The organism is Nocardia suismassiliense (genome assembly GCF_900269665.1).
Lineage (GTDB): Bacteria > Actinomycetota > Actinomycetes > Mycobacteriales > Mycobacteriaceae > Nocardia > Nocardia suismassiliense.
In genome coordinates, this window is sequence record NZ_LT985361.1 from 3,534,647 (window position 1) to 3,550,931 (window position 16,285).

Annotated in this window: 16 protein-coding genes; 5 read left to right on the forward strand and 11 right to left on the reverse strand. The window is 65.4% G+C overall.

What is annotated here, in order from left to right; translation table 11 throughout:
* Window positions 1-492 precede the first annotated feature (492 nt).
* The gene (locus DBO33_RS15905; protein WP_107655731.1) at window positions 493-933 is read right to left on the reverse strand and encodes a hypothetical protein; all 441 of its coding nucleotides are present in this window, start codon (window positions 931-933) and stop codon (window positions 493-495) included.
* A 353-nt stretch (window positions 934-1,286) separates the two neighbouring features.
* On the opposite strand from DBO33_RS15905, the gene rox reads away from it, so the two are divergent.
* Window positions 1,287-2,711: a rifampin monooxygenase gene (rox, locus tag DBO33_RS15910; protein WP_107655732.1), complete on the forward strand. Its 1,425-nt coding sequence runs from the start codon at window positions 1,287-1,289 to the stop codon at window positions 2,709-2,711.
* Here the strand turns inward: rox and wecB are convergent.
* The 8 genes from wecB to DBO33_RS15950 form a co-directional block, all read right to left on the reverse strand.
* A complete protein-coding gene (gene wecB, locus DBO33_RS15915; RefSeq protein WP_234390863.1) occupies window positions 2,704-3,864 on the reverse strand; it encodes a non-hydrolyzing UDP-N-acetylglucosamine 2-epimerase in 1,161 nt (386 codons plus the stop codon). The genes rox and wecB overlap by 8 nt on opposite strands.
* Window positions 3,861-5,264, reverse strand: a complete 1,404-nt coding sequence (locus tag DBO33_RS15920; RefSeq protein ID WP_107655733.1) for a glycosyltransferase family 2 protein — start codon at window positions 5,262-5,264, stop codon at window positions 3,861-3,863. Before DBO33_RS15920 ends, wecB begins: the two co-directional genes overlap by 4 nt.
* Window positions 5,265-5,527: 263 nt before the next feature.
* Window positions 5,528-6,514, reverse strand: a complete 987-nt coding sequence (locus DBO33_RS15925; protein WP_107655734.1) for a glycine betaine ABC transporter substrate-binding protein — start codon at window positions 6,512-6,514, stop codon at window positions 5,528-5,530.
* Window positions 6,511-7,248: an ABC transporter permease gene (locus DBO33_RS15930; protein ID WP_107655735.1), complete on the reverse strand. Its 738-nt coding sequence runs from the start codon at window positions 7,246-7,248 to the stop codon at window positions 6,511-6,513. The genes DBO33_RS15925 and DBO33_RS15930 overlap by 4 nt, the downstream gene beginning before the upstream one ends.
* Window positions 7,245-8,510, reverse strand: a complete 1,266-nt coding sequence (locus tag DBO33_RS15935; protein WP_107655736.1) for an ATP-binding cassette domain-containing protein — start codon at window positions 8,508-8,510, stop codon at window positions 7,245-7,247. Before DBO33_RS15935 ends, DBO33_RS15930 begins: the two co-directional genes overlap by 4 nt.
* On the reverse strand, window positions 8,507-9,151 hold the full coding sequence (locus DBO33_RS15940) for an ABC transporter permease (protein ID WP_107655737.1): 645 nt from the start codon (window positions 9,149-9,151) through the stop codon (window positions 8,507-8,509). Before DBO33_RS15940 ends, DBO33_RS15935 begins: the two co-directional genes overlap by 4 nt.
* Before the next feature lie 186 nt (window positions 9,152-9,337).
* Complete coding sequence (locus DBO33_RS15945; protein WP_107655738.1) at window positions 9,338-10,267, reverse strand: TauD/TfdA dioxygenase family protein; 930 nt, start codon at window positions 10,265-10,267, stop codon at window positions 9,338-9,340.
* Between the two features lie 127 nt (window positions 10,268-10,394).
* The gene (locus DBO33_RS15950) at window positions 10,395-11,270 is read right to left on the reverse strand and encodes an alpha/beta fold hydrolase (RefSeq protein ID WP_199856651.1); all 876 of its coding nucleotides are present in this window, start codon (window positions 11,268-11,270) and stop codon (window positions 10,395-10,397) included.
* 161 nt (window positions 11,271-11,431) lie between these two features.
* On the opposite strand from DBO33_RS15950, the gene DBO33_RS15955 reads away from it, so the two are divergent.
* Window positions 11,432-11,884 carry a cystatin family protein gene (locus DBO33_RS15955; RefSeq protein ID WP_159080288.1) on the forward strand — a complete coding sequence of 151 codons (453 nt, stop codon included), beginning with the start codon at window positions 11,432-11,434 and terminating at the stop codon, window positions 11,882-11,884.
* Window positions 11,885-12,301: 417 nt separating this feature from the next.
* Here DBO33_RS15955 and DBO33_RS42820 read toward each other — a convergent pair whose 3' ends face one another.
* Window positions 12,302-12,445: a hypothetical protein gene (locus tag DBO33_RS42820; protein ID WP_159080289.1), complete on the reverse strand. Its 144-nt coding sequence runs from the start codon at window positions 12,443-12,445 to the stop codon at window positions 12,302-12,304.
* A gap of 633 nt (window positions 12,446-13,078) precedes the next feature.
* Between DBO33_RS42820 and DBO33_RS15965 the strand changes: the two genes are divergently transcribed.
* Together DBO33_RS15965 and DBO33_RS15970 are read left to right on the forward strand one after the other, a co-directional pair.
* Complete coding sequence (locus DBO33_RS15965) at window positions 13,079-13,723, forward strand: hypothetical protein (RefSeq protein WP_159080290.1); 645 nt, start codon at window positions 13,079-13,081, stop codon at window positions 13,721-13,723.
* A gap of 70 nt (window positions 13,724-13,793) precedes the next feature.
* Window positions 13,794-14,231, forward strand: coding sequence for a hypothetical protein (locus tag DBO33_RS15970; RefSeq protein ID WP_234390864.1), 438 nt, complete (start codon window positions 13,794-13,796; stop codon window positions 14,229-14,231).
* Between the two features lie 401 nt (window positions 14,232-14,632).
* Here DBO33_RS15970 and DBO33_RS15975 read toward each other — a convergent pair whose 3' ends face one another.
* Window positions 14,633-15,445 carry a thioesterase family protein gene (locus DBO33_RS15975; RefSeq protein WP_107655743.1) on the reverse strand — a complete coding sequence of 271 codons (813 nt, stop codon included), beginning with the start codon at window positions 15,443-15,445 and terminating at the stop codon, window positions 14,633-14,635.
* A gap of 44 nt (window positions 15,446-15,489) precedes the next feature.
* On the opposite strand from DBO33_RS15975, the gene DBO33_RS15980 reads away from it, so the two are divergent.
* Complete coding sequence (locus DBO33_RS15980) at window positions 15,490-16,146, forward strand: TetR/AcrR family transcriptional regulator (protein WP_107655744.1); 657 nt, start codon at window positions 15,490-15,492, stop codon at window positions 16,144-16,146.
* Window positions 16,147-16,285: the final 139 nt, after the last annotated feature.

Below are 16,285 nucleotides of genomic sequence, written 5' to 3' on the forward strand. Positions count from 1 at the left end.
CGGTAGCCGAGTCGTCCTGCTCACTGTTCGGGCCCACGCGAAGAGGACCACAGCTATTCCGCTGCAAGCTATTCGGCGCGGGTTCCGGCCGCGCGCAACGGGTTCGGTGAGACGTCGGTTGCTCGCCGCCTCACTCGACAGATTCCGCCCGCTCGACAACGGCATCCCGATAATGGGCGAGTTCGTGCAATATTTGACGACATGGCTGTCGCGAACTCCGGCGTGCGACCAAAGTGGCGGCGGGAGGGCGTGTTTCGGACTCGCACACGACATCGGCGATAGCCGTCGTTACCGTGAGTTGCCGGAGTTCGGTTGTGCATGGCTGGTATTCATGCCCGACGGTGGCCGCCCAGGCATCGGAGAAGGTGGTTGATTCGAACCCGCCCACCACGGTAGACGCGAGTCGAGTTGTGATGGGCGGCATTTCGAACAGTGTGGGCCTCGCTCGGGCGCGCTGTGCGATGGCGCACCCGAGCGGGTTTCCTGCGCCGACTACACGTTGCGCTGCGCCATGGTGGATTTCATATGGGCCAGGATGCACTGCTCGATGTGGGCGAGCCACTCGTAGCCCTGCAGGGTGCCGGAAACCCATGCGGCCGTGACGGTGGCGAGGTCGTGGGGTTCGGAATCATCGAGGGGCGGCGCCGACCGTGGGGGTGTCCTGGTGGCGATTCTCGGCTTCGGACGCGGAGCCGATTCTGGAAGTGGTTCATCCACAATCGAATCCGGGGCGATGTCCGGTTGGTCTGTCGGTGGCGCCGCGAAGGTGCTGCTGGATTGTCCCGGGGTGCTGATGTCCCGGTTCGCCGTCGGGCCGACGCCGGCGGGGCCGTCCCGGTCGGCGGAGATGAGGGCCGTGAGGAGCGCGGCCGTGGACACCATCGCCAATCGCATCGGAACGTCGGGCTTACGTGGTGCGCGGTGTTTACCCATCGCCTTCTTCCCATCGAAATTCCTTTTGAGTGTGGAAGTTTAAGGCGGGCAACCAATTCCGGCTACCAGTGTAAGTTCTTCTTCACGCATGTTAAGTCGCAATTATCGCGCAATCGAGCTTGTCTTCGATGTCGATTCGACCCGGCGGATTGTTACACCGAACTACCAGCGTTCGGACATCTGCTACGCGGGCCGGACATTTCGCCCAGAAATTCCCTGTCCACCCCGGGAAATAGATAAGGGCAAGGTGGTTATCCACTCCTTGCCCACTTCAATGTATAGCGCACCCGGGGGCTTGCGGCAAGACCCCGGTCGTGCTGCAAGATCGTCACTCATTCGAATGAAGGGGTTGCATGATCGACGTGATCATCGCGGGTGCCGGGCCGACCGGCGTGCTGCTGGCCAGTGAGTTGCGGTTGCAGGGTGTGCGGCCGGTGGTGCTGGAGAAGGACACCGAGCCGACCAAGGTGGTTCGCGCGCTCGGCATGCACGCGCGCAGCATCGAGGTACTCGACCAGCGTGGTGCGCTCGCGCCGTTTCTCGAGCTGGGCCGCAAGCATCCGGTCGGCGGGTTCTTCGCGGGCATCGCCAAGCCGTCGCCCGAGCTGGATACCGCGCACCCGTACGTCCTCAGCATCCCGCAGACCACCACCGAGCGGCTGCTGCTCGAGCGCGCCGGCGAACTCGGCGTCGAGATCCGGCGGGGTTGTGCGGTGGTCGGGCTCAGCCAGGACGAAGACGGGGTGACCGTCGAGCTGGCCGACGGCACGCAGCTGCGCTCGCGCTACCTGGTGGCCTGCGACGGCGGCCGCAGCACGGTGCGCAAACTGCTCGGCGTCGGCTTCCCCGGCGAGCCGACGACGGTCGAGACGCTGGTGGGCGAGGTGGAGCTGACCGCGTCCACGGCGACGATCAACGCTGCGAACGCCGAAGTCCGCAAGACCCAGTTGCGGTTCGGTGCCGCGCCACTCGGCGACGGGGTGTACCGCGTCGTCGCGCCCGCCGACGGCGTGGCGGAGGACCGCACGATCCCACCGACCCTGGACGAACTGAAGCGGCAGCTGCGGGCAACCGCGGGCACCGACTTCGGCGCGCACTCGCCGCGCTGGCTGTCCCGTTTCGGCAACGCGACCCGCCAGGCCGAGCGGTACCGGGTCGACCGGGTGCTGCTGGCAGGCGACGCGGCGCACGTCCATCCGCCGATGGGCGGGCAGGGTCTGAACCTCGGTCTCCAGGACGCGTTCAACCTCGGCTGGAAACTGGCCGCCGAGGTCAACGGCTGGGCGCCGAAGGGGCTGCTGGACAGCTACCAGGCCGAACGGCATCCGGTAGCCGCCGACGTGCTGAACAACACTCGCGCGCAGATGGAGCTGATTTCCCTCGAACCGGGTCCGCAGGCGGTGCGCCGCCTGATCTCGGAACTGATGGACTTCGACGAGGTGAACCGATATTTGATCGAGAAGATCATCGCCATCGGCATCCGCTATGACTTCGGCGAAGGTCATGCGCTGCTGGGTCGGCGGTTGTCGGACATGGAACTGCGGCGGGGACGCCTCTACGAGCAGATGCACCGCGGCCGTGGCCTATTGCTCGACCAGACCGGCCGACTCTCGGTGGCAGGGTGGGCTGACCGGGTCGACCACGTTGTAGACGTCAGTGCCGAACTAGACGTGCCCGCGGTGCTGCTGCGGCCGGATGGTCACGTCGCGTGGGTCGGCGACGACCAGGAGGATCTGCTCGACCAGCTCCCCGTGTGGTTCGGCGCTGCCGTCAGCTGAGCACCCGCTCTCGGTGCGACCGGGCGTCCATCGGTGTGCGCCCGCAGTCCGCGGCGAGCTGGGCAACGATCCGATCGGCCGCGTGGCCATCCCCGAAAGGGTTGCCCGCGTTCGCCATTCGCGTGTACGCCGCGTGATCGTCCAGCAGGTCCGCCGCTGCGGCCACGATGGCGTCGGGGTCGGTGCCCACCAACTTCGCCGCGCCGACCTGCACCGCCTCCGGTCGCTCGGTGGTCGTCCGCAAGACCAGGGTCGGCTTGCCGAGCGACGGTGACTCCTCCTGGATGCCGCCCGAGTCGGTCAATACGAGGTCGCAAGCGGCGAGGGTGGCGGTGAAGTCGAGATAGTCCAGGGGTTCGACCACCCGGATATTGGGGTGACCGGACAGCTCGGGCAGCAATGCCTCGCGCACGGCGGGGCTCTTGTGCAGTGGCAGCAGAATTTCGACATCACCTCGATCGGCGAGCCGCCGCACCGCGCAACCCATCGCGCGCATCGTGTCGCCCTGGTTTTCTCTGCGGTGCAGGGTGAGTAAGACGCGTCGCAGGTCGGTGCCGAATCGGCTGCGCCCCGCGCCCCGGGACCGCACCCACAGCAGATTGTCGATGACGGTGTTGCCGGTCGTGAATACCGTCTGCTCCGGCACGCCTTCGGCCAACAGGTTTTCGGCGGCGCGGGCAGTGGGGGCGAAGTGCCAGCGTGCGACCCGGGGGACGAGTCGGCGGTTGATCTCTTCGGGAAAGGGGTTGTCCGGCCTGCCCGTTCGCAGACCCGCCTCCACGTGGGCGACCGGAACATGCTCGTAGCAGGCGGCCAGCGCGCCGGTCAGTGCAGTCGTCGTATCACCTTGCACCACAACGAGATCGGGTTGCTCTCGGCGGATCACCTCGCCGAGTTCGGCGACCAGCCGGGCGGTCAGGGCGGACAACTGCTGGCGCTCGCGCATCACATCGAGCTCGATGCGGTCGCACACCTCGAACAGATCCAGCATCTGGTGCAGCATCTCGCGGTGCTGGCCGGTGGTCACCACGAGCGGTTCGAAGCGTGGCGAGGCGGTCATGGCCCGGACGACGGGCGCCAGCTTGATCGCCTCGGGCCGGGTCCCGAGAATGAGCATCGCGCGTACCGGGGTGGTGCGCAGGCCGGCGGTCACGCGTCGGCCACACTTGCGGCCTCGGCCGAACGCGAATGCCCGACAAACGGATTCGGCAATGATGTGGCCGCACTGCCGGTCGTGGTGACGGGGGTTTCCGCGACGCGCTCGGTCTTGATCCAGCCGGTGCGCCGGCGGAGTATGCGCCAGGTCGCGCGCCACGCCGCGATGAAGGCGACGTACATCCACACCGGTTGGGCGTGCAGATAGGCGATGGATTTCCATAGCGGCTGATCACCGGTGCGCTGCCAGTACAGCACAGCCCAGATCGCAAAGGGCCCGAAAGTTATTGCGTACAAGCCGATCCCGCTCAGCACCTGCATCCACAGCGGTCCGGTCGCGACGTCGAAGAGTCCAGGGTTGTCCCCGAACGCCAGGCGAAAAAGCAGATACTGCTGAATGACCGACCAGGGCAACGTAATCAGGTACGGCATGAACAGGTATCCGGTGAGCTCGACCCGGACCGTGCGCCGGATCCCAGGGGTGGACCACAGTTCGGGCAGGCGCGCCATGGCGCTCATGTGGCCTTGGAACCAGCGGGTGCGCTGGCGCAGTAGTCGGCGAGCGTCACGCAGGCCCTGCTGGGATACGAAGGCTCCCATGGTGGAAGTGACCGTCCACCCCGCGACCGCCAGGCTGATACCCAGATCCAGATCCTCGGTCAGCGAGTCCGACCACGGCTGCTCCCCGACATCGTCCAGGGCGGACAAGCGGGTGAACTGGCCGTTGCCGCCCATGCTCACGGCCCCCATAGCGACCCGTCCGAACTGACTGAGTGCACTGAGCGCCCAGAATTCGATGTCTTGGAACCGCAGTGCCACGGAGTCGCGGCCGCGAATCCGTACTGCCAGCTGAACGCCGCCGACCTCCGGCTGTTCGAACAGCTCGGTGACGCAGGCGACCGCGCCCGGCGTCATCCGGCCGTCGGCGTCGAGCACGCACACCAGCACCCGTCCAGGTGCCAGGCCCTCGTTCTCGACGCAACGGCGGATGTGGCGCAGGCCCGCGTTGAGAGCGGCGCCCTTCCCGGGTGGAGCCGCAGGCAGCACCCGCCACACGACGGTGACACCCTTGCCCGCTGCTGCGGCGAGGGCGGCGGTGTCGTCATCGCTGCCGTCATCGACAACGATCAGCCGGACGCCGGGCTGTGCGTCGAGCAGACAATGCACGGTGTTCGCGATGACTTTCGCTTCGTTCAAACACGGAATCAACACGAACACGGTCCATCCCGCGGGCACCGCGACGGGTGGACCGTTTTCCAGCGCGAGCTGTCGACGCAGCGATCCATCGGCGCGACGCGCGAACAGGACGCCCATGACGATGAGCGGGCCGTTATAGGCCATGGTGATCACGAATATGATGAGAGCGACGATACGCACAGTGGTATCCAACGAGGTCACAAAAGAACCTTCCGTCAGTCGACAGATCGCTGTTCTCGCGGAAGCGGGATAACTACCGAGCACATAGTTGCGCACCGGCTGTACCTGCGCAAACACCGTGCGCGCGAGTCGCGATACAATCTGAAAAATCGACGTGCCAACAACGTGTGAGCGGTGCTTGAATGGAACGTCGACGCCGGAAATGGATCCGTGTGCTATTAATAATTTGTGGTCGAGAGTTGTGGCGCCGCTTTTACCTCAATCGGCTCGGGTCATGGTCTGACCTACTCGACCAGCTTCTCACTTTTCAGCCAGTCATAGGCGACGTCGGCCGGATCTTCACCATCGATGTCGACGCGACCGTTGAGGTCCTGCATGAGTTCGTCGGTGAGGTGTTCGGAGATCGTCCCGATCAAGGTGCGCAGTGGGGGATAACGGTCGATGACGGCGCCGCGGACGACGGCGGTCCCACTGTAGGGCAGGAAGAACTTCTTGTCGTCTTGCAGGACAGCGAGATCCAGGTTTTTGACTCGGCCGTCGGTGGTGTAGATCATGCCGAAATTGCACGGGGCGCTTTTGGCGGTCGCCGTGTAGACGATGCCGGCGTCCATCCGGGTGACGTTGCCGGACGGTACGCCGTTCGGATCGTTGTACGGGATACCGTATTTGGCCAGCATCGGGATGAAACCATCGGAGCGGCTGAAGAATTCGTCGTCGACGCAGAACGTGCGATCGGGGATCGGGAGCGCGGCGACATCGGACAGCGTTTTCACCTGCAGGCGCTCGGCGGTCGGCGTCGATGCGCCGAAGGCGTAGGTGTCGTTGAAGTTGGCTGGTGGCAACCACTCCAGGTTGTGGTCGCGCTTCTCCAGCTCGTGGACTCGTTGCCAGAGTTGCTGCGGGTCCGCGATCGTCTCGGTCTGGTTGTGGTAGTTGACCCAGCCGGTTCCGGTGTACTCCCACAGCACGTCGGCGTCGCCGTTCAGCTGGGCTTGCCGAGACGATGCCGAACCCGGTGCGCCCGTCAGGTCTTTCCCTTCGGCCCCCGCCGCGGCCAGGTACGTCGCGGTGATCTTGCCGAGCAGTACCCCCTCGGTGAAGCTCTTCGAGGTGACCACGAGCTCCGCGCCGTCCAGCGGCGTTGCGCCGTCCGGCAATTCGGCGTCGTGAAACGTGCCGGACGAGCTCACCAGTCCGCAGCCGGCCAGCGCAGGTATCGCGACGACCAGTGCGGAAAGGAGCGTAACCCATTGGGTGCGTGGTGATTTCATGCCACACCCCGCGGGGTCGCGGCGAGTTCGACGAGTCTGCCCAGCCAGTCGATGATCAATGCCAGCAGCCCGACCAGGATCGCGCCGGAGATGAGCAGCTTGGGCAGGAAAAGCGTGACGCCGGTGGTGATCAGCGTGCCGAGACTGGTCGCACCGATGAACGTGCTCAGCGTCGCGGTGCCGACCAGAATGACCAGCGCGGTGCGTACACCGTTGAGGATCACCGGCACCGCGAGCGGCAGCTCGACCTGGAACAGCGTCCGGGCGCCCGAATAGCCGATACCGCGCGACGCCTCGATCGTGCGGTGATCCACCTGCCGCAGCCCCACGATGGTGTTCTGCAGGATCGGCAGAATCGCGTACACCACGAGACCGACTATCGCCGTACGGAATCCGGTGCCCAGCCAGAAGGTGAACAAGACGAGCAACCCGACCGCGGGCGCCGCCTGACCGATATTGGCGACATTGACGGCGATCGGCTCGAGCCGGCGCAACGCGGGCCGGGTGAGCGCGATGCCCAGCGGAATCGCGACGACCACCACGATCAACGTGGCCACCACCGTCAGCTTGACGTGCTCGAGGATCGTCGTTTGCAGGTTGGCCCACGCCAGCGACGCCTGCTCGGTCGGGGTGAACGTCGTCGATCGATACCAGAGCACGTAGCCGATCCCGATGACCAGGATGACGAGCGGCTCGAACCACACGTCGATCGGTAGGCGGCGCAGCCGATTCATGACTGCTCGGCCGATCCGGGTTCGTCGTCGGCGGCGACCACCGGGGTCGGCGCCGGATCGGTGCCGTCGACGTAGGTCTCGTAGTCCTCTTCTTCGGAGCGCACGTCGGCGAGCTTGGCCTGGATCGTTTCCGTCACCGAGCTGATGCTGAGCGAGCCGACGACCGCGCCCCGGCCGTCGGTGACCAGCGCGGCGCCCTGACTGGCCGCGAGCATGGCGTCGAGCGCGTCGTTGAGGGTGGAGGAGCGGGCTATGACGGGCAGCCGCCGGTCGAGGAAGTCGGAGACCTCCGGTTTGCTGGCCACCTCGGTGAGCGACGGCCACGACCGCGGCCGTCCGGCGTCATCGACCACGACGACCCAGGTGTGTCCGGCGGCCTTCGCGCGTTTGATCACGCTCTGCGCCGATTCGCCGACTCGCACGGTCATCACGTCGTCGTAGGCGACGTCGCGCACCCGCGACACCGTCAGATACGCCAGCTTCGCGCCGGACCCGACGAACTCCTCCACGAACGGAGTGGCCGGATCGGTGAGGATCTCCTCCGGGCGCGCGTACTGCTCGACGTGCCCGCCTTCGGACAGGATGAGCACCTTGTCGCCGAGCTTGGTGGCTTCCTCGAAGTCGTGCGTGACGATCACGATGGTCTTGCCGAGCTCGTGCTGGATCGCGATCAGACTGTCCTGCAAGCGAACCCGGGTGATCGGGTCGACCGCGCCGAACGGCTCGTCCATCAGCAGCACCGGCGGGTCCGCTGCCAGCGCGCGGGCGACACCGACCCGCTGCTGCTGGCCACCGGACATATCCTTGGGCAGCCGGTCGGCGAAGGTCGCGGGGTCCAGACCGACCAGATCGAGCAGGTATTCGGTGCGTTCGGCGATCCGCTTCTTGTCCCACCCGAGCACCCGCGGGATCGCCCCGACATTCTTGGCGACCGTCCAGTGCGGGAACAGGCCGCCGGACTGGATCACATACCCGATCGACTGCCGGAGCTTGTCCGGATCTTCCTTGGTGACATCGCGGTCGCCGATGAAGATCCGGCCCTCGGTCGGCTCGATCAGCCGGTTGATCATCTTCAGCGTGGTCGTCTTGCCGCAGCCGGACGGGCCGACGAAGGCGACGATGTCGCCCGCGTCGATCTCGAGGTCGAGCCGCTCGACCGCCGGTTTGTCCTGGCCGCGATAGCGTTTGACGACCGACTCCAGGTGGATGGACGCGCCGGTCACCTTGCGCTCCGGAGCCTGACTGGTCACCACATCCGTCATGAGAGTCCCTTTGCGATCGTGAGGCGTCCGAGCAGGACGAGGAGCGCGTCGAACACCAACGCGATGAGCACGATGAGAACGGTGCCGGTCAGCGCCATTTCGAGGGCGTTCGCGCCGCCGAGGCGGGAGAGGCCGTTGAAGATCAGCGACCCGAGGCCGGGGCCGAGCACATAGGCGACGATGGCGGCGACACCGACGATCATCTGGGTGGACACCCTGATGCCGGTCAGGATCACCGGCCAGGCCATCGGCAATTCGACCGTCAGCAGAATGCGCCAGCGCGAAAAGCCGATGCCGCGGGCGGATTCGACCACCGAGGCGGGCACGGCGCGCAATCCGACGATCGCGTTGCCGATCACCGGCAAGGCCGCGAAGAACGCCAGCATGATGAACGACGGGACCACACCCAGCCCGAACGGGACCAGCAGCAGCGCGAGCAGCGCAAGCGAGGGAATGGTCAGCGCGACCCGGCTCGATGTCAGGGAGAGCGCGGACAGCAGCGGGAGCCTATATACCGCGACCGCGATGAGAACGGCGACGACCGTGCCGACCAGGACCGTCTGAAACGCCAGGGAGGCATGCTGATAGGTGAGGAACGCCAGGAAATCTCCGCGTCCTCGGAGGTAGTTCCATAAATTCACGCGATTCCCATCGTCAGGCGTAGATCAATCGGTACCTGTAGGCGTGTAGGCGTGGGCCGTCAAAGGTTAATCGATGCCGTGCGTTCGGCTCTGGATGGCGCGCGGCGGATTGTCGATCCGGCTATTCCGGCCGGGGTGACAATTCGTCTTTCGGCCCGCGCTGTGTCGGGTACTGATCAGCCGTAGTCACGCCGCCCGAGTGTGGGAATCGGCGGTCGAGTAGTACTCGGCGTTGCCCGCGATCACGGTGCTCGGCGTGCCGTCGACGCCGACCGGAATGTTGCCTGCCAAGGTGATTCGGGTCAGCCTGCGGTGCTCGCTGCCGTCGTAATCGTCGATGGCGTAGTGCTGGGTGGCGTGGTTGTCCCAGATGGCGACGTCGCCCAGCGACCAGTTCCAGCGGGTGGTGTGCTCCAAACGGGTCACCCGGTCCTGGAACAGCCGGAACAGAGCCTGCGATTCGGCGCTCGGCAGGCCGACGAGCTGTTTCACGAAGCAGCCGAGCAGCAGGGCGCGTTCGCCGGTCTCCGGGTGCACGTGCACCACCGGGTGCTCGGTCTCGAAGTAGGTGGATTCGAACTCGCGCCGGTAGGCCCTGGCGCCCTCGTCCAGACGCTCCTCGAGGTCGGCGGCGTAGTCGTACTGGTTGGTGTGCCGGGCGCGCAGGCCCTCGGCCAGCCGCTTGAGCGGTTCCGGTAGCGAGTTGTACGCGGCGACGGTGGAGGCCCAGGTGGTCGAGCCGCCGTAGCTCGGTAGCGCGACCGCTCGCAGGATCGACGCCTTCGGGACGCGGTCGACGAAGGTGACATCGGTGTGCCAGGTGTTGGAACGACCGTGGCGGGAATCGATGGCCAGGCTTTTCACGCCTGCCGAGGTGACCGTCGGGTGCGGGGTGGTGGGTTTACCGAGCAGTTCGGCGAATTCGTACTGTCCGTCCTCCGTGAGATGCTGCTGGTCGCGGAAGAAGATCACCTTGTGTTCGTGCAGCGCGGCGCGAATGGTGGAGACGGTCGCCGCGTCCAGGTCACCGCCCAGCCTGATCCCGGTGATTTCTGCGCCGATGTGGGCACCGAGCTTGACCACGGAGGTTTCGCTCGCAGGGTAATCGACAGACATACCGGGACCTTTCGCTGCAACCTGACGGTTGGTTCAGACGAAACCATTGCCCGGTTGCTGCGACAAGCATTACGGTCACCCCGATTCGAAAGCTGCGGTGCCGCACAGGTACTTCGGCAAGCACGGCCTACGCCGGCGGCATCATCCGTTCGATTTCGGCGACGATCAGCTCCGGCTCGGTGGCCACCACGTAATGACTGGATTGTTCGGCGATGACATGGCGGCCGTGCGGGGATTGCGCGGCCCGATAGGCATGCGAGGCATTGGCGTCGGCGCGCATCGCGGCGCTCATCCCGTCACCGGCGCGTCCACCGGAGATAGCGGTCACCGGAATCGACCCCAGCTCCGGCGGATTGCCTCGCCAAGTAGCGAGCTCATCGAGATAGGTGGCGGCCTGTTGCCGTTGCGTGCGCAGTACGCCGGGCGTGAAGGCCTCCCGTTCCATATCGCGGCGAACATCGTCCGGAACGACACGCAATTGCCAGGCGAACACCCGCTCCAGCAACCGAAGCCGGGCAAGCACCGTGCCGATGGCGAGCGCGGTCCGCTCGAACCAACGAAACTTGCGACTGAACAGCACCTCGGCGGCCTCATCGGTGGGGTCGACCAGCACCAGACCCGCCACCCGATCGGGCCGCCGCGCAGCAGCGAGCCGCACAATCGGCGCACCGGCACTGTGTCCGACCAGAATGAACGGGCCCGGCTCGAAATGATCGAGCACCTCGTTCAAATCATCGGCCATACGGTCCAACGTGCGTCCCGCCGGATCGAAAGCGCTACGCCCGAGGCCTGATCGGTCATAAACAATCGCCCGCGCAAACCGCGCGACCCCCGGCTGCACCTTTGCCCAGGAGAACCGCGCTGTCCCCGACCCGGCCTCGAAAACAACAGTCGCCGTACCGATGTCGGCTTTCTCCGCCAACACCATCGTGTACAGCCGCCGCCCATCCCGCGTCTCGACCCACTCCGGCGTTCCCTGCGTGTGCTGCTCGATATCCGTCACAATTCCCCCAATTCCCCGCTGCGCCACGAACATCGCGACACCCGTCGACCAGATCATTCCGAACCCGACCCCACCAAGCAAACCGCGCGCCCTGGGACTCTCGTACCTGGGCACGGCGAGTCGCGCACTCGAAGTGCTGATGTGCTTGTTGGATGTCAGGTATGACAGGTCCTCTGTTACGTCTGAGTTCGATTCCTTTGATCGCGGCGGGTGTCGCGATCACTGTCTGCGCGGCCACCGCGCACGCTGAACCATCCTCTGGCGGCGAATGGTCCGCCGCCGACGTGAAGAGCCGAGAGGTAGCGGACGCGGCGGCGTTCGCAGTGGACGAAGTCCAATTCCGGTTCAACACGCAGTACTACGTAAAGCTGATCCGCATCGTCGATGCTCAGAAGCGAGTCGCGGCGGCCGTTGGATACCGGATTGTCTTGGACATAGCCGAAACACTCTGCAGCAAAACCGAAACCGTGGATGCCAACTGCGCAGTCAATCCACAGGGGTGGCAACACCGCTGCATAGCAATTGTCTATACCAAACCGTGGGAACACTTCACAACACTCCAGAAGTTCGATTGCGGCGAGGCCGACCCGGATATGCCCGCAGACGTCAGGTGAGCCGATCCGGTTCGGCTTCCTCGGGGCTCTCGAGCGACCACGTGATCGCCGCTCCGGGGGCTGCGCTGACCTTGTGACCGTTGGTTATGGCCCAAGCTCTGATCACGCTGCTCGCGGCGCGTTCTTCCCAGCTCACGCGCTGCGTCCAGTGGCCATACCGCACACTCTCAGCGCTCATCCTGTGTGCGGTGAGAAGCCGCGAAACGATTCGGCGCCCTCAGGGGTGAGGTGCGCTCGTCGTTGGGCCATGAGGGCTCGCACGCGGAACTCGGCATCGGGTTGCCGGCGGGCCCAGTCATGGGAGTGGGCCGCGGCCTGCGAGGTCTAGCGCACTACGCGGTCCGGTTCGGGTGGGGCGGGCCAGAACTGGAGGAGGTAGCGATCCAGTAATGGCTCGCCATCGAGTCTGAACACTTCTCACACCACCCCCACCAGCGAGAGCCCACCATCGCCCGGCAGCGAGGCCGCACCAGAGTTCCTCTCGCAATGGTCGGTGCCGACCAGCTCGAAGGTGAAGAGGGCGACAGGAGTGTGGTCCGGTCTGGTTCGGGAATGAATCATGCACGGCAGCGTAGAGAAGCCCACTGACACCGAGGCTCCCGAACCTTGATCAATCAGCCAAAGTGGTTGGCGGACCGTCTTTCCAACGCACCACAATGCCGAATACCGGATCTCTCCGGGTGGCTCGTTCGGGTGTCGTTCGTGGTAGAAATACCGCAGCACACCCGAATGAGCGTTTCGGGTGTACTGCCGAGTGTCGGCGCCTGGGACGAACGGCGGGTGTCCACCGCGCGGTCGGTCGGCGAAGATCACTGTGCTTTCGACTTCGGCGTGCCCGGCGCCGGGGTCGATCCATGCTCGGCGCCGGGCGCGCTCACCAGAAGGCCCTGGAAATGGGGTCATCTACCTGCGTAACCCCGCGATCTGCGGCGCCGATTAGAGGTATGTCGGTAGGAACCGACCAGACGGTCAGGGGGAATGCAGATGCGTGTGTTCATTCAGCGAGCGATTGTTCTTGTGGCGGCAGCGGTTACCGTCGCGGCCTGTGGCGGCGGGGGTGATTCGGACCCAACAGCGGCGCCGAAACCGCCCGGCACGACCGTCTCCGGCACAACCGTCCCGGGGACGCCCAGTCCAGGTTCACAAAATCCCGGCACGGTCGCCACCGGCAAGACCGGCCCGACAAATCCCGGTGTGACAACCCCGCAACCGGGAAACAACATCCCTGCCCCGCAGGCGCCCCAGGCGCAAAATCCGCCGCAGCAGGGCGTCGGCACCATCATCATCACCACCGTCACAAAGTCCGGCAGCCGCGTACCTCGGGTGCCGGTCTATATCCGCCAGATGGGGCCGTGCAATCCCTCCATTCCGGGAATTCCGCAGCACGCCAAGGAGATATCCGTCCGGGAAAGCACCACGGACTACGCCGGTGAAGCGGTATTCACCGCGGCGGTCGGCTGCTACGTCGTCGGCATGACCCCGCCGCCCGGCACCTACCCGGCAGTCGACGAATGGCCGAGCCTATCCATCGCGCGGGAAGGCCAAGTAGCCAACGCGGAATTGCGTTTCCACGACGCTGAGCCCGATCCTTGCTCAGCCAAAAAAATCGCTGGCGACCTTGCCGAGCAAGGCGGAATCCCCGCGGGGACACCGTCGGTGCGGGACTGCGACGGGAACTGGGCGGTGATCTCCTGGGATTCGCCCGGCGATACCCAGCGCATCGTGTGGAGCGCCGCGGACCACTGGTCCACGTATCTGGTCTTTCCGCACGATAGGTGCTGGGCGCGGGCCGAGGTCGACGGTGCTCCGGCGCGGTTGAAGCCATACTTCAGCTGCTGAGGCGAATCGACGATCAAGCCGCAGATGGGACGGAGGCATGATGGTGTCGTTAGGGCGGTGGTGGCGCTCCGTGACCTGCTGGCGCGTGTTGACCCTGGTCCTGGTCGCATTACCACAGGTGTTGAGTGCGCATTTCCCGGAGCTGCCGGACAGCGACGCTGGGGCGATCCACAGCGAGGACATCGGAGTGGCCTACCTGTCGTCGCCGCCGCTGCTCGAGCAATGGCTCGAATATGTCGCAGAGTCCGGCCTCGTGGTGCTGCTGCCCGCAGTCGTATTCGTGCTGCCGCGCAGGTATGCCCGGCGCGGAACGCGCTGGGCCGCAGGCATTCTTGCCGTTCTCGGCGCGGCAGATGGATATCTCGGGAAGTCGGCACTCGAGCACAACGCCACGGCAGGATCGGGTGTGCTGCTGTTCATGTCGCCGTTCTATCTGCTGGCGGCGGGCGCGCTCGTGCTCAGTGAACGGCAGCACCGGCCCGAGACGAGTGAACCCGCGACGAGCTAGCGTTGCAATGACACAACACTAGGGCGTGTCTCTCACCGCCTCAGCCGGGCGACCTCGCCCGGCTGAGGCGGTGTCATATCTCCCACACGGGACACCACGCATGCCGACCTCAGAGCGGGCCGACCAGCTCCGAGGACCAACGACACACCCTCAGCGGCAACAGCGTCAGCCGCCGCAACCCGATCAAACCCGGTCACTGAAGTTGGCTCGAGGCAGCGCACAACATGATGAACGACAGGAGCTGTCGGCAGCTGAGTTGTCACGTTTGGTGAACAGCAGCTCGGCGCCTCACGAACGTCCGGTATTGCCGCTGGGCGCGCGGTTCGACCGGCCACGCGGCAGCGCCTGAAGATCAACGGACACCGACGATCTCGATCATCGGCAATGCCCTGTATTGCCGATTATCGTGCGCGGTAAGCGGAGGTGCGGACGGCGGCGAGTTGGGTGGCAAAGGCGACGAGATTGTTTTTGCTGTCCCATATTTCGGCTGTCTCGTGCATCCGATCCGATGTGACGTCGGTTGCTTGCATGGTGACGTGGAGAGGTCCCGGCGCGGGGTGGCGGCGCAGGTAGGCGGTGAAGCTGATGGTGGGCGCCCAGCCGGGCAGGCCCAAGGTCAGCGAGGCTGGGGGTATCGGGTCCAAGGCGATCGGTAGCGCAAACGAGTCCCAGTCGGAGCCGTCGGCCAGCCGTAGCCAGGTCGCGATACGACCCTGCATGGACGGCTCGCCGACGACGAAGCCTAAGGTCGCGGGGTCAAGGCGGTGCTCGACGACATCGAGCAGTGGCACGGGAAACGGTGCCCCCGGCGGATTCGAGGGGGAGTGGAAGCATTCGTGCTCGGCTGGGATCGCTGGGGTCGTCGAGGTTGTCCACCAAGGGGCCGAATCCTCGAGCAGCCCCAGCGTGATCAGAGCTTCGGTGCAGGGCCGGCCGTTCTGTTCCAATCGCGCGCGCAGTTGAGTCGAGGTGCGGCCGGCGCGCAGGACTTCGACGGTGACCGTCGCTGCGCCGGGAGATGGCGGTGCCAGGAACGTGGCACTGATTGCGGTCAGGTGCGGGTGTTCGGAACGGGCCTCGGCCGCGCGGGCCATCACGGTCATCAGGTAGCCGCCGTGCAGCTTGTCGCCCACGGCCCACTGCGGGCTGAGGTCTGCTGCGAAAGCGTTGATGCCACTGGGGGTTACCGCGGTGGCTTCGGTCAATGTCTGCACGGAGCCAAGTTGACACTGTCAGGTTGACGATGTCAATGTGAAGTGTGGCGAGTAGAAGAGTGCGGGCGAATCCGGGTCAGGGTGCGCGGCTCCGGGAAGAGATCTTGGACGCCGCGGAGCAACTCCTCGAGTCGTCCGGGTCCGAAGACGCGCTCACGGTGCGCGCAGTCGCTGCGGCCGCCGGGGTCTCCACTCCATCGGTCTATCTACATTTCGCCGACCGGGAAGCCCTGCTCGAAGCGGTCTGTATCCGGGTCTGGGATGAATTAGAAGATCTGTTCCATCGTTGTCAAGTAACCGACCCCTTTCATTCCCTGGGCCGGTTCGGCCGCGCCTACGTCAAATTCGCACTCGCGCATCCTGTGCAGTACCGAGTCCTGCTGATGCGTAGGTCCAGTTCCGAAAACCGCGCCGCAACAACCTGTTTCCGGTTGATAACCGACGCTATCGCCACCTGTGTCGCCACCGGATCCATGCAAGGCGACCCCGGCACGTTGGCGCTGCAGTTGTGGTCGGCTGCGCATGGCTGCGTGTCGTTGCTCATCACTCAGCCGCACCTGCCTTGGCCCGAGGACCTGGACGCCTTCATCGACGACACAATCCGCATGGCAGGTTTCGGCGTTGCCCTGCAAGCGCGCCTGCCCCAGGTCCGAACCAGCCCCGAACTCACTACAGCTCTGGAGGGGGTGCACGCACCCTGACCCCAAAGCGACTGACGGCCCGAGGGGATCGCAGGCTTCCTTCGGCGACCCAACGCACGCAATGCCGCTGAGCGCTCGTCGCTGCGGGCCGCGGTTACCCGGAACGCACTCAACTGCCGAGAACCGCGCGTCCAATCCG